This is a genomic window from Aureibacillus halotolerans, from assembly GCF_004363045.1.
In the GTDB taxonomy this organism is placed as follows: Bacteria; Bacillota; Bacilli; order Bacillales; family DSM-28697; genus Aureibacillus; species Aureibacillus halotolerans.
Window position 1 is genome coordinate 229,429 of sequence record NZ_SNYJ01000003.1, and the last position, 18,308, is coordinate 247,736.

General features: G+C 43.9%; 22 protein-coding genes, 1 tRNA gene and 2 riboswitches. Of the genes, 6 read left to right on the top strand and 17 right to left on the bottom strand.

Annotated elements, in window-relative coordinates:
* Positions 1–74: 74 nt before the first annotated feature.
* Positions 75–461, top strand: coding sequence for a rhodanese-like domain-containing protein (locus EV213_RS05645; RefSeq protein ID WP_133579522.1), 387 nt, complete (start codon positions 75–77; stop codon positions 459–461).
* Positions 462–645: 184 nt separating this feature from the next.
* On the opposite strand, the gene gcvPB is transcribed toward EV213_RS05645, so the two are convergent.
* Genes gcvPB through gcvT form a run of 3 tightly spaced genes read right to left on the bottom strand, consistent with a single transcriptional unit; the run spans position 646 to position 4,545 of the window.
* On the bottom strand, positions 646–2,109 hold the full coding sequence (gene gcvPB, locus EV213_RS05650) for an aminomethyl-transferring glycine dehydrogenase subunit GcvPB (RefSeq protein WP_133579523.1): 1,464 nt from the start codon (positions 2,107–2,109) through the stop codon (positions 646–648).
* The gene (gcvPA, locus tag EV213_RS05655) at positions 2,081–3,457 is read right to left on the bottom strand and encodes an aminomethyl-transferring glycine dehydrogenase subunit GcvPA (RefSeq protein WP_133579524.1); all 1,377 of its coding nucleotides are present in this window, start codon (positions 3,455–3,457) and stop codon (positions 2,081–2,083) included. The genes gcvPB and gcvPA overlap by 29 nt, the downstream gene beginning before the upstream one ends.
* Entirely contained in the window at positions 3,457–4,545 is a 1,089-nt protein-coding gene (gcvT, locus tag EV213_RS05660; protein ID WP_133579525.1) for a glycine cleavage system aminomethyltransferase GcvT, read from the bottom strand. Before gcvT ends, gcvPA begins: the two co-directional genes overlap by 1 nt.
* 105 nt (positions 4,546–4,650) lie before the next feature.
* Positions 4,651–4,756, bottom strand: a riboswitch (glycine riboswitch).
* Between the two features lie 2 nt (positions 4,757–4,758).
* A riboswitch (glycine riboswitch) is annotated at positions 4,759–4,846 on the bottom strand.
* Between the two features lie 105 nt (positions 4,847–4,951).
* Between gcvT and EV213_RS05665 the strand changes: the two genes are divergently transcribed.
* Positions 4,952–6,604: a DEAD/DEAH box helicase gene (locus tag EV213_RS05665; RefSeq protein ID WP_133579526.1), complete on the top strand. Its 1,653-nt coding sequence runs from the start codon at positions 4,952–4,954 to the stop codon at positions 6,602–6,604.
* Entirely contained in the window at positions 6,591–7,373 is a 783-nt protein-coding gene (locus tag EV213_RS05670; protein WP_166639174.1) for a YqhG family protein, read from the top strand. The genes EV213_RS05665 and EV213_RS05670 overlap by 14 nt, the downstream gene beginning before the upstream one ends.
* A 163-nt stretch (positions 7,374–7,536) precedes the next feature.
* On the opposite strand, the gene EV213_RS05675 is transcribed toward EV213_RS05670, so the two are convergent.
* From EV213_RS05675 to EV213_RS05710, 9 genes are all read right to left on the bottom strand, one after another.
* Positions 7,537–7,707, bottom strand: coding sequence for a YqzE family protein (locus tag EV213_RS05675; RefSeq protein WP_133579528.1), 171 nt, complete (start codon positions 7,705–7,707; stop codon positions 7,537–7,539).
* A 69-nt stretch (positions 7,708–7,776) separates the two neighbouring features.
* Positions 7,777–8,280 carry a shikimate kinase gene (locus EV213_RS05680; protein WP_133579529.1) on the bottom strand — a complete coding sequence of 168 codons (504 nt, stop codon included), beginning with the start codon at positions 8,278–8,280 and terminating at the stop codon, positions 7,777–7,779.
* A 24-nt stretch (positions 8,281–8,304) separates the two neighbouring features.
* On the bottom strand, positions 8,305–8,760 hold the full coding sequence (gene comGG / locus EV213_RS05685) for a competence type IV pilus minor pilin ComGG (RefSeq protein ID WP_133579530.1): 456 nt from the start codon (positions 8,758–8,760) through the stop codon (positions 8,305–8,307).
* Positions 8,693–9,106 carry a ComGF family competence protein gene (locus EV213_RS05690; protein WP_166639175.1) on the bottom strand — a complete coding sequence of 138 codons (414 nt, stop codon included), beginning with the start codon at positions 9,104–9,106 and terminating at the stop codon, positions 8,693–8,695. Before EV213_RS05690 ends, comGG begins: the two co-directional genes overlap by 68 nt.
* Positions 9,103–9,447, bottom strand: a complete 345-nt coding sequence (locus tag EV213_RS20660) for a hypothetical protein (RefSeq protein WP_166639176.1) — start codon at positions 9,445–9,447, stop codon at positions 9,103–9,105. The genes EV213_RS05690 and EV213_RS20660 overlap by 4 nt, the downstream gene beginning before the upstream one ends.
* Positions 9,437–9,862, bottom strand: coding sequence for a type II secretion system protein (locus EV213_RS05695; protein WP_133579532.1), 426 nt, complete (start codon positions 9,860–9,862; stop codon positions 9,437–9,439). The genes EV213_RS20660 and EV213_RS05695 overlap by 11 nt, the downstream gene beginning before the upstream one ends.
* Positions 9,855–10,190: a competence type IV pilus major pilin ComGC gene (gene comGC / locus EV213_RS05700; protein WP_133579533.1), complete on the bottom strand. Its 336-nt coding sequence runs from the start codon at positions 10,188–10,190 to the stop codon at positions 9,855–9,857. The genes EV213_RS05695 and comGC overlap by 8 nt, the downstream gene beginning before the upstream one ends.
* Before the next feature lie 24 nt (positions 10,191–10,214).
* Positions 10,215–11,234 (bottom strand): type II secretion system F family protein, encoded by a 1,020-nt coding sequence (locus EV213_RS05705; RefSeq protein ID WP_166639177.1) that lies wholly within the window; start codon positions 11,232–11,234, stop codon positions 10,215–10,217.
* The gene (locus EV213_RS05710) at positions 11,218–12,234 is read right to left on the bottom strand and encodes an ATPase, T2SS/T4P/T4SS family (protein WP_208112714.1); all 1,017 of its coding nucleotides are present in this window, start codon (positions 12,232–12,234) and stop codon (positions 11,218–11,220) included. The genes EV213_RS05705 and EV213_RS05710 overlap by 17 nt, the downstream gene beginning before the upstream one ends.
* A gap of 182 nt (positions 12,235–12,416) precedes the next feature.
* Between EV213_RS05710 and EV213_RS05715 the strand changes: the two genes are divergently transcribed.
* Positions 12,417–12,488: transfer RNA gene (locus EV213_RS05715), tRNA-Gln, on the top strand.
* 101 nt (positions 12,489–12,589) lie between these two features.
* Here EV213_RS05715 and EV213_RS05720 read toward each other — a convergent pair.
* Positions 12,590–12,979 (bottom strand): Spx/MgsR family RNA polymerase-binding regulatory protein, encoded by a 390-nt coding sequence (locus EV213_RS05720; RefSeq protein ID WP_133579536.1) that lies wholly within the window; start codon positions 12,977–12,979, stop codon positions 12,590–12,592.
* A 236-nt stretch (positions 12,980–13,215) separates the two neighbouring features.
* Here EV213_RS05720 and EV213_RS05725 point away from each other — a divergent pair, with 236 nt between their 5' ends.
* Positions 13,216–13,458 carry a DUF2626 domain-containing protein gene (locus EV213_RS05725; RefSeq protein WP_133579537.1) on the top strand — a complete coding sequence of 81 codons (243 nt, stop codon included), beginning with the start codon at positions 13,216–13,218 and terminating at the stop codon, positions 13,456–13,458.
* A gap of 1,499 nt (positions 13,459–14,957) precedes the next feature.
* Here EV213_RS05725 and EV213_RS05730 read toward each other — a convergent pair.
* Positions 14,958–15,572 carry an MBL fold metallo-hydrolase gene (locus tag EV213_RS05730; RefSeq protein WP_133579538.1) on the bottom strand — a complete coding sequence of 205 codons (615 nt, stop codon included), beginning with the start codon at positions 15,570–15,572 and terminating at the stop codon, positions 14,958–14,960.
* A 188-nt stretch (positions 15,573–15,760) separates the two neighbouring features.
* On the opposite strand from EV213_RS05730, the gene EV213_RS05735 reads away from it, so the two are divergent.
* Positions 15,761–15,940, top strand: a complete 180-nt coding sequence (locus EV213_RS05735; protein WP_133579539.1) for a DUF2759 family protein — start codon at positions 15,761–15,763, stop codon at positions 15,938–15,940.
* A 91-nt stretch (positions 15,941–16,031) separates the two neighbouring features.
* Here EV213_RS05735 and thiO read toward each other — a convergent pair whose 3' ends face one another.
* The 3 genes from thiO to thiS all read right to left on the bottom strand — a co-directional run bounded on the left by thiO (position 16,032) and on the right by thiS (position 18,307).
* Positions 16,032–17,150: a glycine oxidase ThiO gene (gene thiO / locus EV213_RS05740; RefSeq protein ID WP_424923024.1), complete on the bottom strand. Its 1,119-nt coding sequence runs from the start codon at positions 17,148–17,150 to the stop codon at positions 16,032–16,034.
* Between the two features lie 178 nt (positions 17,151–17,328).
* Complete coding sequence (locus EV213_RS05745) at positions 17,329–18,105, bottom strand: thiazole synthase (protein WP_133579541.1); 777 nt, start codon at positions 18,103–18,105, stop codon at positions 17,329–17,331.
* 4 nt (positions 18,106–18,109) lie between these two features.
* The gene (gene thiS / locus EV213_RS05750) at positions 18,110–18,307 is read right to left on the bottom strand and encodes a sulfur carrier protein ThiS (protein ID WP_133579542.1); all 198 of its coding nucleotides are present in this window, start codon (positions 18,305–18,307) and stop codon (positions 18,110–18,112) included.
* Position 18,308: the final 1 nt, after the last annotated feature.

The following is an 18,308-nucleotide window of genomic DNA, read 5'->3' on the forward strand; positions in this document are numbered from 1 at the left end:
TGGAGAATAGCTTTCAGAAAATCTCACGATACAGTATACTAAGATAGACAATTTTTTTTGAACGTTTAAGGGGGATTTTGGATTTGGAAGCACTTATTATTCTCGTAGCGTTTGTGGTTGCGATTGTTGCGTATGCGCTTATTTCTCGCAAGTTACAACGACGCTATTTGACTTCATTGTCACAGACTGAATTCCGTGAAGGCTATCGAAAAGCGCAGCTTATAGATATACGAGAGCCACAGGAATATGAGGGGGGTCACATTTTAGGTGCCCGCAACATCCCACTCTCTCAGTTAAAAATGCGGATAAAAGAAATTCGCAAGGACAAGCCAGTGTACCTTTACTGTCAAAATGGCACTCGAATTGGTCGTGCTGCTTCCATGCTAAAAAAACATGGCTGTGAGGATATTAATGAATTAAAAGGTGGATTCAAGAAATGGAACGGACGTATTAAGAAGTAAATTCGCCTAGCATTCGCCTCATTATCAAAAGGATTTAGGGGGAACCACTATGACCATGGTGGCTCTCCCTTTTCTTTTTTCCTATAGTCAGTCATCTGTCTAACTGAATTGATCACCTTTGTTCCCCTTCACTAAAAAAAGCGTACCAGATCCCTTGATCGGTACGCTTTTCCTTGAGTCTTATTTAAGCTTCCTCATTCCATTCATAGATCAGCACAGGTTTCCTTGCGGCTCTTGTTTCATCTAAACGCTTAATGACCGTTGTATGTGGCGCTTCTTGAACAAGTTCAGGCGTTTCAATAATTTCTTGCACAATCTTCCCTAACGCCTCGGCAAACTCATCTAGCGTTTCCTTTGATTCAGTTTCTGTCGGTTCAATCATCATACACTCTTCGACGTTTAATGGGAAATAAATTGTAGGTGGATGATACCCATAATCCAACAACCGTTTTGCAATGTCCAGCACGCGCACACCTAGCTTTTTCTGTGGCTTTCCAGAAACGACAAACTCGTGCATGCAATGCTCTGGGTATGGCACATCAAACCACTTTGACAGCTTAAGCTTCAAATAGTTGGCATTGATGACCGCCTGAGTGGACACTTCATTTAATCCATCTTTGCCCATCGCTAAAATATAGGCATACGCTCGGAGCACGATGCCGATATTGCCATAGTACGAACGAACTCGCCCGATTGAAAGCGGACGATCATGCTCCCAATAATACCCCTCTGTTCCCTTTTCCAGCACGGGTTTAGGTAGATAGTCAGCCAGCTCCTTTACAACGCCAACAGGACCAGACCCAGGGCCTCCACCGCCATGTGGACCGGTAAATGTTTTGTGTAGATTCAAATGCACGACGTCAAAACCCATGTCTCCTGGGCGCACTTTTCCTAAGATGGCATTCAAGTTGGCTCCATCATAATAAAGCTTTCCGCCTGCCTGATGAACTATATCAGCCATTTCAATAATGGAGGATTCAAAAAGACCAAGTGTATTCGGGTTTGTTAACATTAACGCTGCTGTCTTCTCATTTACGAGCTCCTTTAAATGATCAATATCAACAAGCCCTTGATCATTCGAGCGCACCGTCACTGTCTTGTAACCTGCAACATTAGCAGAGGCTGGGTTTGTTCCGTGAGCTGAATCTGGAACAATCACAGTATCGCGCCCAGAATCCCCTTTTTGTTCATGATAGGCTTTAATCATCATTAATCCTGCCCATTCTCCATGAGCACCAGCAGCTGGCTGAAGACTGACGCTGTGCATACCGGTAAGTTCCCCTAAAATGGTTTGCATGTCATACAGCATCGAGAGCATTCCTTGAACGGTTGCTTCTGCCTGATAAGGATGAACATGCGCAAGACCAGGAAGTCGAGCGATCGTTTCATTTATTTTTGGGTTGTACTTCATCGTACAAGAACCTAGTGGATAAAAGCTTGTGTCAACGCCGAAATTACGATTGGCGAGACCTACATAATGTCGCATTAGCTGCCCTTCAGATACCTCAGGCAATCGTGGGGCAGATTCTCTCAAAAATGCCTCTGGAATAGGTTGTTCATCAAGGGCAGGAATATCGCTCTCCGGCAAGGAATACGCGATTCTTCCTTGCTTAGATATTTCAAACAGAAGGGATTGCTGTTTCTTCATGAGTGATGGCCTCCTTCACGTAGCGGACGAGCTTATCAATATCGTCACGTTTTTTTAATTCAGTCACACAAATGAGCATCTTTCCAGCATCCTCTGTGTTTGCACGAGCCAGATCAAACCCACCAATGATGCCCTGCTTTAGCAAATGCCTGTTCACGACTGACGCAGAAATCTTTGTATCAATGACAAACTCATTAAAGAACGGACCTTCGTATACGATAGGAATACCTGCTGAAGCAAAGGTATTTTTCGCATACTGTGCGTGGCGAATGTTCTGCTGTGCCATTTCTGCGACACCTTGCTTTCCGAGCGCACTCATCGCCACAGAAGAAGCCAACGCAAACAGTGCATGATTGGAGCAGATGTTTGATGTCGCTTTATCGCGACGGATGTGCTGCTCACGGGTTTGCAGCGTTAGCACGTAGCCTCGCTCTCCGTTTTCATCTAACGTCTCCCCAACAAGACGCCCTGGCATTTTTCGCATAAACGCCTTTTTCGCTGCAAAAAATCCGCAGTGAGGACCCCCATATTGTGCCGGAATGCCAAATGGCTGTACATCGCCTACAACAATATCGGCTCCTGCTTCACCCGGTGGCTTTAGGACGCCTAATGAAAGTGGATTGCTGCTTACAATGAAGAGCGCACCGACAGCTTTTGCTTTTTCCGCTAATGCTTCTAAATCTTCAATCTGTCCATAAAACGAAGGGGATTGAACGATTAAACATGCTGTATTCTCGTCTAATAGAGGTTCTAGGGCGGCACGATCCGTCACGCCATTTGCGTGCGGCGCCAAAACAACATCAAATGCATCGCCACCGCTATACGTCATGAGGACTTCTCTTGATTCAGGATGCACGGCTCCTGATACGATGACGTTGCGTTTTTTTGTATGATAAGCAGAGAGCTGCGCAGCTTCAGCAAGGGCCGTTGCACCATCATACATTGAGGAATTTGCTAAATCCATGCCTGTTAGCTCCGAAATCATTGTTTGAAACTCAAAAATTGCTTGCAGCTCTCCTTGAGAAATCTCAGGCTGGTAAGGTGTGTAGGCAGTGTAAAATTCTGGTCGAGAGATGACATTGTCGACAACAATAGGTATGAAATGATCATACACGCCGGCTCCTAGAAATGATGTCATGTTTTTCATATGCTGATTTTGCTCCGCTTTTTCTTGAAAATAAGCTAGCAAATCGGTTTCTGACATGCTCGTTTTAAGATCGCTTTGTAGTATGTCATAGCGCAAATTCGTCGGGATGCTAGAAAATAGCTCCTCAACAGATTCAACACCTAAATCTGCGAGCATTTCTGCTTTGTCTGCGTCTGTCATTGGCAAGTAACGATGTTGCATTAGACACCCTCCTCAATACGTTTATAAAATGGTAGCTTCACAAGTTTCGCTTCTATTCTTTTGCCTCGGATACTGATCCATACGGATGACCCAAGGGTTAATTCAGCAGGCACGTACCCCATCGCAATGGCTTTATCAAGCGTTGGTGATTTTGTCCCGCTCGTCACAACACCAATCGGCTCTTCTGTCGTTTCAGAAGCAAAGATTTCGTAGCTATGACGAGCGATCCCCTTGCCAAGCATTTCGAGTCCAACTCGTTTTTTTGTGACTCCGTTCGCTTTTTGATCCGCCAGTGCTTCCTGACCGATATATGGCACATCTTTGAACTTCACCGCAAATCCAAGCTTTGCTTCAAGTGGCGTTGTGTTTTCATCTAAATCCTGCCCATATAGAGGCAACGCCGCTTCAAGACGCAGTGTGTCCCGCGCACCTAACCCACATGGCTTTGCTCCATCCGCCCGCAGCAGCTTCCATACCGTAGCAGCGTGCTCAGAAGGAACATACAACTCAAGCCCATCTTCCCCCGTGTATCCTGTTCGAGCGAGAAGCACTTCTGCACCTGCAATTGTTGTCATTCTAAAGGAGAAAGAGGAAAGTTGAACCTCTTCCTTAAGGACCTTTTCCATGACATCGATTGCCGTAGGTCCTTGTAATGCAAGCAATGCTGTGCTCTCTGAAATGTCCGTCAATTCACAATCATATTCTTCCGCGTGTGATACGAGCCAATCCCAATCCTTCATTCGATTTGCAGCGTTGACTACAAGCCAGTAAGTGTCTGCACTTAACCGGTATACGATTAAATCATCAATGAGTCCGCCATCCTCTTTGCACAAAAACGTGTATAGAGCTTTCCCTACCGGCTGTAAATCGGTATGGCCCGTGACCATGCGATTCAAAAAAACAGCACTGTCAGGACCACTCACTTTAAACTCTCCCATATGAGAGACATCAAACAGTCCTGCCGATTGTCTGACGATTGCATGCTCTTCTTTAATTCCTGAAAATTGCACTGGCAATGCCCATCCAGCAAAATCAACAATTTTTCCACCTTCATCTACACATACCTGATGCAGTGGGGTTTGTTTCATTTCAGCTCACTCCTTTGTTGTCAGTACACCTGCTTTTCTTCGTTCACCTTTTTATTGGCAATCAAAAAAAGGACAGCAAAACAGCGTGAGTATCCTCACGAACTGTCCCTGTCCTTGTCACCTGAGAGTTTAAGTACACCTTCACTACAAGATTATGTAGAAGGCGACCGTTTCCCCGTTGGCGGCTGCGTAAAGCAGCACTCTCCAGAGAAGCGTCCAACAAGAGTCTTTTTGCCTGAGAGATTCACGTTAGTTTGCTCCTTCGGCGTCGAATAAATTCGATCTCTCCCCTTGCTGTCATCCGCAATCATTAAATTTTGAAATCTTGGTTACACTATGACTAAGCATCTTTATCCTATCATTAAACTAAAGTGATCTTCAACCAGTATTTCAAAGAGGTGCAAAAATGACAGACATTCATTATGATACGGCGTTTGCGGACGGGTTTATGGAACGCTACGAAAAAGACGGCCCTTGGGCAGATTGGACATTGTTCCAACTTCACTTTGAAGCCCAAAACAGTTTGAGAATTAAAGATTTTGACGAATTGCTTGCTCCGCAGCATCTGCCTGATCTTCATATTTATGAGCATCAAAGAGAGACGGCGGAGAAAGTCATTCAAGAAATGAACGGGAAGGCCATTCTAGCTGATGAAGTCGGACTTGGAAAAACGATTGAAGCTGGCCTTATTTTGAAAGAGTATATGATTCGAGGACTTGTGAAGAAAGTATTAATCTTAACCCCGGCATCTTTAGTCTCACAGTGGGAACGCGAACTCAATTCAAAGTTTTTCATTCCTGCTGTCGCCCAGCGTAAAACCTATGTATGGGAACAATGTGACGTCGTTATTTCATCAATGGACACAGCGAAACGCGAGCCACATAGAAGCATCGTTTATGAGCAGGATTACGACATGGTCATCATTGATGAAGCCCATCGTTTACGCAACCATAAAACGAAAAACTATGAATTTGTGCGTCACTTGAAAAAAAAGTTTTGTTTGCTATTAACAGCGACCCCGATCCAAAACAAAGTCGATGAAGTGTTCCATCTTGTGTCTTTATTAAAGCCAGGGCATCTTGGGGATGCCGATAAATGTGCTGAGTTGGCAAGAGGAAAAGGGAATCCTGATGAATTACGCGACCTTATTGGACGTGTCATGGTTCGAAATCGAAGAGCAGATACGAAAATGGAGTGGCCGAAACGGATCGTTCACACCGAAACTGTCACAATGTCGGAGGAAGAACAAGGCATTTATGAGCGCATCTCCTCGTTGCGTTCGACGATTGAAGCCTTCGGGCAAAATCCGTTTATGGTCCTCACTTTACAAAGAGAGTTCTGTTCGAGCAGAGAGGCGCTCTATCAGACCATTACGAAATATAGTAAAGAACATACATTAAGTGATCGCGACCTATCAACATTGCAAACGCTCCTCAATGATATTCAACAACTTCCAGGCCACACGAAAGCAAATAAGACTCTTGAGCTTGTGCAAGGTATTCAAGAGAAAACAGTCATCTTTACGGAATACCGTGCCACCCAGCTTTACTTGCAATGGCTCTTCCAGCAACACGGCATTCGCTCAGTTCCGTTTCGTGGAGGCTTTAAACGCGGCAAGAAGGATTGGATGCAACAGCTCTTTCGAGACCATGCCGACGTGATGATCGCCACGGAGGCTGGTGGTGAAGGAATCAATTTGCAATTTTGCAGCCATATTATTAACTATGATCTCCCTTGGAACCCAATGCGAGTTGAACAGCGTATCGGACGGCTTCACAGATTGGGACAGGAAAATGATGTGAACATCTACAATATGGCTTGCACTGGCACAATTGAAGAGCGTATCGTTGAACTCCTGTACGAGAAAATCCACCTTTTCGAGCATGTCATCGGCCGACTAGACGATATTTTAGAACGCGTCAACATGGCAGAGGTGGATGCTCATATCCAAGATATTTTTTCAACTTCTGAGAATGAGGGCGAACGAAAAATCAAAGTGGATAATCTTACATCTGTACTTCAAGAAATGTCAAAGGAGGCCTTTCATGAATCAGGTTGATGTTCAACGCATTACGGAAACATTTTTATTAAGGGCCGGGGCTGAGATGCGACCAGCTCCTCCAGGTATGTTGCGCGTCCAGCTCACCGAGGCGCTTGACATGGCCATGATGAACCGGCCTTTTTACTGGCAGTATGTCCGGAAAACGGGTGGGATACCGACACCGATGGAGCTCACGCTCAAGCTTGACGCTTCTTCACCCGAACGTGGCGATTTGGTTCATTCTGGCTCACCGCGCTTCCATCAAATTCTCCGTCTTTTAGGAGAGCAAGCTCAATATATTCGCTTATATGAACAGACGTCAGATGGCCAAGGTACTAAAGAAGGACTGCACCCTTGGCTCGTTTTAAATGTCAAAATTTCATTTGTTTGCGATCGAAGAAAAGACACTCTCTTATCACTTGGCATACATTTGCTCACAGGAACCGTCCGTGATCATTTTATGGATGACTTGAGAGCGTTGTCACTGACACCAACACTGCCAGACTACACTTTCACGATCGCGCCTATTATAAAGCCTCAAAGGGCTTTTGAACGGATTGAATACATGTTAAGAGACGCCATTTCAAATGGAGAAGACGCTTGGGCGACTGAAGCCAACGCACGTATGGCCCAAGACTTGACGTTGCTTGATCGCTTTTACGCACATGAAGAAGAGCTTCCCGAGAGCTATCATATCGAAAAAAAAGCGATCATTGATCAATTCATGCCAACCATTCAAGTTCACATTGTTAATGGGGGAATGTTTTATTTGCGAGCGTCTGCTTGAAGAGTCAATTGGCATACAAAAAGCCTCGCTGTGCGAGGCTTTTCGAATACATTAAGCTAAATAAATATTCGTCACTTTCGAGACGCAAAGTTGTCTGGCGTGCGGCGTTGCCATACGGGCAATGTACACCGGACAAAACAATGCAATGACGAAAGCAATGCCATCAACGCCTACCGAACATCATAGAGAGTGAAAACGGCAGAACACCGAACCAGCGATGACTACATGGATGAACAACACGCAGCTGCTTCTCCGGCTTAGGATTCTGTCGATTCATTTCAAATCCGGTAACAAGTTGCGCCGTAAGGAATTTGACGAAATCATTAACACTCATGTGCTCACCTCCTAAACCAATGACAGAATGTTCAATTTGAAAACGAACATTCTTCACTTAAGTCTTCCCCTAGATAAGGTGGGCTATACGATTCATGACTTCTACAGTGACCTCTTTAGGAGTGAACTCTGATGTAGGAATAACGATCGGTGCTTCGTTGTATAGCGACAATCGTTGTTCAAACAACGATTGGATTCTCTCTTGCGGATCTCCATCAAGCAACGGGCGATGTGGATCATCTTTCACCCGTTGGTAGATTTCCTCAGGAGTTACATGCAAAAACACCCAGATGCCTTCTTTTGAAAGCCATTCCCGATTGGCTTTCGATAATACGATACCTCCGCCAGTGGACAGCACCGTTTTTGAGGTCGTCTCCTTTTGAAGAACCTCTGTTTCAATTTCTCTAAATTGAGCTTCCCCTTTTTCTTGAAAAATTGTCCTAACAGAACATTGATGCAAACGTTCTATTTCTTGATCTGTATCAATAAAACGGTACCCATATTGCTCAGCAAGTAGCTGACCAACGGTTGTTTTTCCAGCTCCCATAAATCCAGTCAAAAAAATTACTGCCACGATACGTTCCCTACTTTCATTATGTTAATATGCCCTCCATTCTATCACTTTTTCAAGCTCGATGTCGTAGGAAAAATGCGCACGTGCCCACTCTTCATGATGACCCTCCGCTTTAATCGTGACTTGTAGCAACTCAGATGCATCTGGTTCAATCGTACTTGTGATCGTTCCTTCATCAAAGGTCATCGTCTCCTTCCAAGACTCCTCTGGCCAACGTTGCTCCTCAGTTTGCTCTTTTTGAATGAGATGAACCGTATAGGCCGCCCCATAATGCAGCAATTGATCCAAGTAAATCATCCGCTCTTCACTCATAAATGCCTTTTTGGCAGCGAGATGTACCGTACTAAAATGAAGCATAGCACCGGTTAGAAAGATGGTAAGCAGCAACACTGATAAAAAGACAAACCCGTGGTCATTGTGTTTGCTCTCTGTAGAAAAAGGGATTCTGCAGGAAGCTGCTAACTTCATGACCGCTTTCAAATGTCGTCACCACCTTGAGGCCGCCATTTTCCTTTGAAAAAGACATTTGATGTACTTGCTGTAGCACAAGGTCGTGACCCCTTCCATTGACTCGGCGGCGATATTTGTCTTGATAGGGTTCATAGGTGACACGTCCGTCTTCGGTTTGTAAAATCAGTGTCGCCTCAACAACGTCTATTTCTGCTGCCGAGTGGTACTCCTCCTTGAGTTGTCTGATGAACCGGTAATACTCCAGACGCTCTAGATCTGAACGAGGTGATGTATTGATTGTAGTTAACACCCAAGACAGCATACTTAGGCTCATTGTGACGATGAGCAGTCCGTAACACACACTAACGACATTCATTTCCATTCCTCCCGAATGAGCAACGTACAGCTGGCTTCGAGACCTTCTACTTGAATGGCTTGTACACAAAATCGCGGGACTGAATTCCTCTTTTCGATCGCCCATTCATACGTTTGATCACTATCTGTCGGTATATAAACACCTTCGTCTCCTACTAGTGATCCACTCCCATGTTGAGTGATAAGCTCCTTGAGCACTTGTAACTGCTCGTAGCGGAGGTCAACTTGGTGTCGATCCTGCAAAACATTCACAGAGACGGGGACAAACAGCATTAGAAAAGCGGACAACAACCCCATTGACCAAAGGCTTTCAACAACAAAGGAGCCTCGTTCAGATTTCATAGTACGTCACTCTGCCATTTCCAACCGTTAAAGAGATTTGGAATACTTGATCACCTGAAGAGATCTCGTACGAGCCAGCTTTTCTTGACCGACCACTTGCTGTAAACAAATGTGGAATTCTAAATGTCGTTGTCTCTATTGAAACATGATCAGGAATGTCATGCTGTTGGGTGAATTGTGGACAGCACGTCCAAGATATTCGGTAGTATTCATCTCTGAAATACACTCGCCCTGTTGTTTTATAAAGCTTAGACATATGTTGCGTTTGCCTAAGGTGCGCGGCCACCTGTTCAACGAAATTTGTGAGTTCTTTTTCCTTTGGAGCAGGAGCTTTTGAAACAATAAGGTATGTCGCAGAAAGCACAAGTGTAAGTGCGATTAATACTTCAATAAGTGTAAAGCCACGATCACCCACTGCTCGTCTCTCCCCCTACAACACTCCCATCCTGTATCGTATAAATCGTGCCATTGCTACAAGTATTGGACTGAATATACCCTCCATCCATCAACACTGTAATATCAGCAGCTGGCTCGCCAATATCGATTTCATATACCTCCATTTGATTCCCTATCACTGTTTTTAACGCTTCACATTCTTTTCCTTCTGCGACACTTTTGTTTTTCGATAAATTTGCTACAGTCAGAACGATGAGCACAGAAATAATCACAAGCACAATGAGCATTTCAACAAGCGTAAAACCACGGTCGTTGGTAAGTCGTTTCATCCTGTTCTGTTTACACATTGTAAGGACACCTCATTTTTTAAATTAAATACTGTTCATAAGTTGAAACACAGGCAGCATGACAGACAGAAATAATAGGAAAACAAACAAGCCGAGCATGGCAAATAAAATGGGTTGTGTACGCGCCACAACTGATTTCAACATACGATCCATCTGTTCAAAGCTATTTGCACTTAATTCATCCAACTGCTGGTGAAGATCACCTTTTAACTGTCCCATAACGATGACAGCTGCTAGTGACGGATCATAATAAGGTCTTTGAGCGATGACCTCCTCTAGCCGTTCTCCTGCAGTAAGCTGCTCATAAATTCGCTTGCATTCTTCTTGAAAAAAAGGCGTATTTGACTTTGTTGTGAGAATCGTAAAGGCTTCTCTAGCAGAACATCCACTTGCAAACAGGATGGATAATTGGGAGCAAAAATAATATGTCAAATAGTAGCGTAGCCAACGCTTGAAGAGAGGCAAACGTAAATACAAGTTGATTTGTTGTACAGGAGTGGCGAAACGCTTCAAAGCCAAATAAGCAATCGCAGAAAAAGCAATCAAACAACCAATGAGTTGAATACCCTGAAACATTAGAGACGGCAAGAGCTCGAGGTAAGGGTTCTTCTCTCCTGTCGTCAGCCCTTCAAACAAAGGGAGAATATACATTTGAAGCACGACCAAAAAAGCAATAAAAAACAAACCCATAATCAAAGGATAACGAATAATTTGCAGAAGCTGACGCTGATACATTGACCACTTCGTCATCATTAAACCACAATTTTTTAACACGTTAGGAAATGTATTTTGAGAGTGAGGCATTTGGAGAAAGCTTTGTACATGGGGGTGAAAATGCATATGTTGCATCACATGCAGGAAGGATGCACCTTGTTCAAACTGTAGAGAGGCATGCTGAAGTTGTTGATCGTAGCGGTGATCGAAAAATGGCTGCATATGCAAAAGTACGTCTTTCATTCGATAGCCTTTGCTTAACAACTCTCCTGTTTTTTGTAGAAAAGTTCCTTGATCAGCAAGCGGCCAGCGTTTACGCTTCCATTTCAAGCATGGTCCACCTCCTGCGTTCCGAGTTGGAAATATACCCACACACATACGCTTTAAGAAGCTGTTGATTGATGCCTTTGTAGTGGCGCTCTTCGGTTTTCCAGGTTTTGTTCGGGGCAACATCAAAGATCGCTGCACGTGTTCGTTTATTCGCAGGAGAAACCGTAAGCTGCGTAAGTCGCTGGGAAACAACCCCCAGCAAACAATCGTCTAAATCCATTTCGAGCACACCATAGTCAATCATCCGCCTTCCTACTGAAAAAGCGTTGCTGCCATGAATGGTACTGAGTACGAGATGACCTGTTAATGCTGCCCTTACTGCCATTTTCGCCGTTAGGGCATCACGGATTTCTCCAATGACGATCACATCAGGATCATGGCGTAAAATGGATCGCAAGCCTTCTGCATAAGAAAATCCAGATCGCTCATTTACTTGGAGCTGAACAATATGTTCCAATGACATTTCAACAGGGTCCTCAAGCGTAACGATATGTTTGTGTCCAGCATTGGCAATGGTTTGAAGCAATGCATATAACGTCGTTGACTTCCCCGCACCTGTTGGACCGCTCACTAAAAGCAGACCATGCGGAATTTGGGACATAGCAAAAAGCTGGTCGGTTTGATTTGGAAAAAGAGATAATTCACTCAGCTGTAACGTTTGTGATGGAAGCAAGCGAATGACGAGGTGTTCAAGTGGACGCCCAGGAAGGGTAGAAACTCGGAGAGGAAAATGCTCGTTTTTGAGCTTAAATAGATACGAACCACTTTGCGGAAGGCGTTTTTCGCCGATATCAAGCGACGAAGAGAATTTCAAATGTTGCAGCAACTTCTCATACAGCAGCATCGGGAGTGTCTCCCTATTTTCTAGTGTTCCGTTCATTCGGTACCGAACAACAACTTGTTCAGATGAATGCTCAGGAAAAAAATGAATATCGGTCGCCTGAGCGGATAATGCAAATGACAAAAGATCTTGCAACTTGTCTGTCACATTAATGTACACACACCTCCAAATGTTTTTTGGCAGGTCAAAAAAATAATCGCTTCGTTACAACGCTAATCACGACAAAAATCGTGACTTTTTCACCTGCTATGTTTTAGCTATTCAGCACAAATATAAAAACTCCTGCTTTTTTTGTATATTTTTTTCATCAAAGTAAATGCTATGTATGTTCACTTGAACTTTGGGCTATAGCCAAGTGGTAAGGCAACGGACTTTGACTCCGTCATTCGTTGGTTCGAATCCAGCTAGCCCAGTTTGATACACATAGCTGACACTTTTTACGTTATAGCGTGAAAGAATGTCAGCTTTTTCATGTGTTGCATGACATGTAAAATACATCATTCTCCAGCAGCGATTAATTTGCAATGGACAAGCGCTGTTTCTTTTGCGAGATATTTCGTAGTGCTGAAGGATTATAACCAACAACGAGTTTTGTTCCATCTGTAATAATAGGACGTCTAAGCAGCTTCGGCTCTCTCGTAAGGAGCTCAACCATTTCAGTAAAGGTCAATTCATTCACATCAATTTTTAATTGTTTGAAAGTTTGGCTTCTTGTCGCCAGGATTTCATCAATGCCTTCCGTCGTTAGTGACAGGATCTGTTTTAATTCAGAGGATGATGGGGTTTCACGAAATAGATGACGCTCACCGAAATCAATATCATTTTTTTTCAACCAGGCCTTCGTCTTTCTGCATGATGTGCAACTCGGGTACGTATAAAATGTAATAGCTTTATTTTCTTCCATGGATAAACCTCCCTTAAAAGTATGTAGCAATACTTTGTACCCAAAATACCGACCCCCTAAAACCTGTTTTTTTATCTTTTCGTACATTTTTTGAAATTTTTTCGTAGAAGTGGGCTTTTTACCGGTTTCGTAAAACTTTTGTCAAGTCCTCCCTTTGCAAGCGTTTGATTTTATATTATAATGAGTTGAACTAATGTATGAACGTTTTTCAAGGGATCGAGCAAGGAGGAATACATATGGATCGCATGTACCGCGTATTAGGATTTTGGACAGCAATTATAGCGATAATGGCGTTTCTTGGTGACTTAAAGCCAATGTCGCTTATGTTTTTTGCCCAAACGGCATTCTTCGTCTTTCTAAGCTATCTTAAATTAAGCGAGAGAATGTACATCTACATCTTTGGTGCCTATTTGACGGTTTTCTTTGTAGGTTTTACGTACTACACGACCTTTATTTTTCAGCCAGGCGCTGGTCATTAAACCGCAATAAAAATCCCGTCAACCTTAATAGGATGACGGGATTTTTTTGCGTGTTGTCCTTTTTATTGCGTGAACGTTTATGTAATTACCTCCACTTTCGCAGCTTACGTTTGGCAGACACGCTTTTATATAGCTAGGTAAACCTGCAATTCATTGTTGGGATTGCTTTTTATACATGCTACCATACGCTCGCTTTCACCCTGAAGGACATAAAGGTTCACTTGAGCTTCCTAACTCTCTCATACGACAGACCTTACAAATTTTGGTCATCACCACAACTCTGGGTTGACTTAAATACTAGCGGTCATACGCTCGCTTTCACCCTAAAGGTTTAACGAAGTCATTCATCGTTGCGAAATGTACGAATGTTGCTAACATCAATCCCTACTTTGAGGTAGAGCCATAGAATTTGCAAAAACAGCAAAATCCACCGCTGCACCTATCTTGCCAAGCAGATGATCTTCGGGCACCGGTAACCTAATTCTGCATGAAACAATTCGCTTCATTTTCTTGTATACTAAAGCAACACAGCACAACTCACGTTTAGGGTACAAGTGCAACATCGATTCGAAAGGACCTCATCGTGTTTTCTTTGCCTCAAGAGTCTCGCTAGTGCCCCATCAGGTAACGTAGATCTTATTTTATTCAGGATGAGTTATGGTTCTTGTTTTCGCACAAGTTAACAGCTGGAAAACACTCTCTCTAGGCAAACGGCTATACATCCGCGTTCACTTGCTTCCTTTACCAAACAACATTCGTGTAAAAGGCACCAGGTGATCTAACTTGAAACAGTGCACGTACTCGCCTTATTTGGTTGCCACACGGCTTTTTACCCTCTATACGAGATCGAGCCACAATAAACATTGTACGCAGAAACAAACATCAGCGTAGGCAACATACGTAGACTCTAGTGGGATCAGCGCGAGCTGAAGATCCCCTCGAAAAAGCCTGCTTTTTCGAGGAAGCTGAAGCCGTGCCCCACAGAAAGCGAAGTATTTTGACGGAGCGGTCGTCGTCATTCCCGTGCACCCTAGCGCATCTTCAACTCAAAAAGACCTCGTCGTGTTTTCTTTGCTGTTGGAGTCTCACTAGGTACCGCTTTTGGGTATTGTAAAAAAAAGATCGACCTTGTTGATTCAATTTCGACCATGACCAACTAAGTTAGTTGAAAGGGCACTAGTGACCGCTGGTTTTTAGATGATTACTTTTTGCACTTTCTGAATCGCTTGTCCCATAACAGATTTGATTTTTGAATACATTCAATTGCGAGACCGAGACAACCTAAACCAATTTATACAGAAACAGACATCAGCGTAGTCAAAATACGCAGACTCCAGCGGGAACAGCGCGAGCTGAAGATCCCCTCGGAAAGCAAGATTCCGAGGAAGCTGAAGCCGTGCCCGCGGAACGCGAAGTATTTTGACGGAGCGGTCGTGATTTCTTTGCCGCTGGAGTCTCGTTAGTCGCTGCATTTAACGATGCACTCCTTTATTATGAACTCAAAGAAACGGATTTGATTGTCTTTCAGCTCCGATTGTCGTTTCTGGACCATGACCAGGAGCTACAGCTGTCTCATCAGGGAGAGAGAGCAGCTTCTCCTGAATGCTCTTCAACAATTGCGATGTGTTTCCACCGTAGAGATCAGTTCGCCCAATACTACGTTCAAAAAGAGTATCACCAGCGAAGACCACAGCTTCTTCCTCCCAGTAAAACGAGCAACTCCCAGGTGAGTGTCCCGGCGTTTCAATGACGCGTAAATGAAAAGGTCCAATCGAGAGGTTGCCTTCTGTAAGAGGGTGTAAATCACTTTGTGAATTCACCGTAATGGCTTCAGGAAAATATTTAGCTGACCCATTTTTCTTACCATCCACAAGCCAGTCGTGTTCAAATTCGTGCAAATACACTGGCACTTTGTAATGAGATAAAACGGCATCCAATGCGCCAATATGATCCCAATGCGCATGAGTTAACAACACAGCATCAAGCTGGTCTCCCACCAATGAGATAATTTTTTTTATATTGTCCCCTGGATCAATGAGAAGAACATGCTCGTTCTTTTTCAGGATATATGCGTTTGTTTGAATGGTACCTAACGGTTGCTGTCTATAAGCCATTTAATTCCCCTCTTTTCTACTATCATGACAAAAGCTTCAAATTCTTACGATCAACAATCGACATTCTAAAAGATACATCGTATAATAAACAATAGCAAAGGGCACGCTTACATTCAAATGAGTGTATGCCTTGAGGCAAGAAGCGTGTCTCTTACATATTGAACGCTCGATGTAAGGAGGGACATACGATGGGTATTATTATTATTTTTGGGATCGTTACGATTCTAGGCATATTTGGTTTCATTCGCGAATTTTCAAGGAAAAACTTCGTTGCCGTCGCTTTCTCTGCCGCTACAGTTGCGGTTTTTGGATGGTTTACAGTGAACACACTAATCAGCCTCATTACAAACGGACCGACTTCATATTAATTCTAGAAGTCCTCTTTGGTTTTTACAAATCAAGGGGCAGTATTAAAAGAACAGCCTGAAACAACCAATCGTGTAGACGATTGGTTGTTTTTCATTTTCTATTAAATCGACCTGGGTGGAAGGCCACTTCATAATCACGAGGCATTGAAATTTTAGTTAATAGCTCACCTATAAGCTTAGCTGTTACTGGCGACAATAAAATCCCGTTTCGATAATGCCCGCAAGCAAATAGAATTGCGCTACAATCATCTGTATGCCCTAGTAATGGATACCCGTCCATTGTAGCAGGACGGAGACCCGCCCATTGATGAAACGGTACAAGCCCTTCAAGAGAAGGCATAACTTTCGGAACCCATCGGAGCAGTCGTCCGACCCCTTTTTCTGTGACACTTGTTTCAAAACCTGCAATATCCTCCGTGGCTCCTGCTACAATCGTTCCGTCTCCCTTTTGAACTAAATACCCTTGGCTTGAAAAAACGATGTGTGGCAAGGCACCTGGTGCCCCTCTATACGCACAAATCTGACCACGAATTGGGTAAACTGGAATCTCTAAACTCAAGGTGTCTTCCCACTCTTTTGCCCACGCACCAGAACAGATGACAAGAACATCGGCCTCATAACATCTGCTCTTCACAATAATATCTCCGTTGTTAGCCGCCGTCGGTGTCACCTTCCTATGTTCGAAGCATTCTACACCAGTTGCTAAGCACGCCCTATGCAAAGATTTCACATAATCCGGAGCATAAATGTGAGCTTCCTCTGGACGATAGACAGCGCCAAGGACAGACGAGCTTAAGGCAGGCACACGTTCCGCCAAACTTCTGCCGTCCCACAGCTCCGAATCCACCTGAAATTTTTTCTGCCATGCCATCGTTGTTTTAGCTGCTAAAACATCCGCTTCGTGGAAAAAAGCATGTAAACTGCCACTTTCCATATATTCAAAATCCATGCCGCCTGCATCTACAACTCGCTTTTTCCATTGGGGAAATAACTTTAAGCTTTCCTGACAAAGAACAAAAAAGGCATCTGGATCCTCTTCAACCTCTGAATAAGGCGCAAGCATGCCCGCCGCTGCTCCTGAAGCTTGTCCACCAAAGTTTGATTGATCAAAAACGCGCACATCCCACCCTTTGCTTCTTGCCTCAAAAGCGACAGATAATCCAATAACGCCGCCGCCTACTATATTGACTGTTTGGCGCAAAATGCTCACTCCCTATACGCTTTGCTGCGATGATGCGATTGCGCTCTTTTTCTTGTCGGTGGTTTCATGTGAATTGGTTCAGGAAACTTTCTATATGTTTAATCCCTTTTCCAATGCTCCATACGATTACTTTACTCGCTTTCTGAAGCCTTTCCCATGCTAAATACAGCATTTTTCGAACACATGCTTAGTGTACTTTTCCTAAAGTAGGACTGCTTTCCGTCGCGTACATTCTTTCCTGAATTCGACCCGCTTTTTTAGCAAGCAATCCTGCCTCAACTGCATATCTCATTGCGGTGGCCATCCGGACAGGATCCTTGGCTTTCGCAATGGCTGTATTTATTAATACAGCTTGGGCTCCTAGCTCCATCGCTTTCGTGGCGTCACTTGCCGTGCCAATGCCTGCATCAACAATGACCGGTACAGTCAACGATGTACAGATACGCTCGATATTGTATGGATTCAATATACCGAGGCCAGTTCCAATCGGTGACCCACCAGGCATGACTGCCGCTGCTCCAGCTTCTTCAAGTCTTTTTGCTAACACTGGATCGTCCGATGTGTACGGAAAAACAGTAAAGCCTTCCGACGCGAGCTGTTCCGTTGCCTTCAGTGTCTCAATGGGGTCAGGCAGTAATGTCTCATCCTGGACACTAATTTCAACTTTAATCCAGTTACTTAGCCCACTAGCACGTGCCAAGCGTGCGATACGGATAGCTTCATTTGCATTGGTCGCGCCAGAAGTGTTCGGTAAATAGTGAAGCGTACGATCGCCAAGATGCTGTAAGATGGCATCTTCCTCAGGAGCTTCTGTATTCACCCTCCGAACAGCAAACGTCAGCACTTCCGATCCGGAGGCAGCGATGACTTCATTTTGAATAAAAGGATTTGGAAACCTCCCCGTTCCTAAAAAAATACGTGACGTTAGCGTATGCTCACCTATTTTCCATGAGTCATGTTTCATCTCTTTACCCCCCTCCAACAAATTGAACAATTTCAATGTTCATGTTGTCCTTTAGTGTAATTTCATTTCGTGATTCTTCACTGATAATCTCGCCATCGACCTCTGTTATAACTAATCCTGGAGTCATATTGTAAGTGGAAAGAAGCTCTGCCAAAGTTCCTTGAGTCACCTCTGTTGTTTTTCCATTTAAGACAATCGTCATG

Excerpts from the sequence above, each read along its gene's own strand:
- EV213_RS05675 (WP_133579528.1), bottom strand. The coding sequence starts at position 7,707 with ATGAGTGTTAATGATTTCGTCAAATTCCTTACGGCGCAACTTGTTACC.
- EV213_RS05690 (WP_166639175.1), bottom strand. The coding sequence starts at position 9,106 with ATGAATGTCGTTAGTGTGTGTTACGGACTGCTCATCGTCACAATGAGC.
- gcvPB (WP_133579523.1), bottom strand. The coding sequence starts at position 2,109 with ATGAAGAAACAGCAATCCCTTCTGTTTGAAATATCTAAGCAAGGAAGA.
- EV213_RS05720 (WP_133579536.1), bottom strand. The coding sequence starts at position 12,979 with ATGGAAGAAAATAAAGCTATTACATTTTATACGTACCCGAGTTGCACA.
- gcvPA (WP_133579524.1), bottom strand. The coding sequence starts at position 3,457 with ATGCAACATCGTTACTTGCCAATGACAGACGCAGACAAAGCAGAAATG.
- thiS (WP_133579542.1), bottom strand. The coding sequence starts at position 18,307 with ATGACGATTGTCTTAAATGGAAAAACAACAGAGGTGACTCAAGGAACT.
- EV213_RS05745 (WP_133579541.1), bottom strand. The coding sequence starts at position 18,105 with ATGAAACATGACTCATGGAAAATAGGTGAGCATACGCTAACGTCACGT.
- EV213_RS05735 (WP_133579539.1), top strand. The coding sequence starts at position 15,761 with ATGGGTATTATTATTATTTTTGGGATCGTTACGATTCTAGGCATATTT.
- comGC (WP_133579533.1), bottom strand. The coding sequence starts at position 10,190 with ATGTGTAAACAGAACAGGATGAAACGACTTACCAACGACCGTGGTTTT.
- EV213_RS20660 (WP_166639176.1), bottom strand. The coding sequence starts at position 9,447 with ATGAAATCTGAACGAGGCTCCTTTGTTGTTGAAAGCCTTTGGTCAATG.
- EV213_RS05725 (WP_133579537.1), top strand. The coding sequence starts at position 13,216 with ATGGATCGCATGTACCGCGTATTAGGATTTTGGACAGCAATTATAGCG.
- EV213_RS05670 (WP_166639174.1), top strand. The coding sequence starts at position 6,591 with ATGAATCAGGTTGATGTTCAACGCATTACGGAAACATTTTTATTAAGG.
- gcvT (WP_133579525.1), bottom strand. The coding sequence starts at position 4,545 with ATGAAACAAACCCCACTGCATCAGGTATGTGTAGATGAAGGTGGAAAA.
- EV213_RS05730 (WP_133579538.1), bottom strand. The coding sequence starts at position 15,572 with ATGGCTTATAGACAGCAACCGTTAGGTACCATTCAAACAAACGCATAT.
- EV213_RS05665 (WP_133579526.1), top strand. The coding sequence starts at position 4,952 with ATGACAGACATTCATTATGATACGGCGTTTGCGGACGGGTTTATGGAA.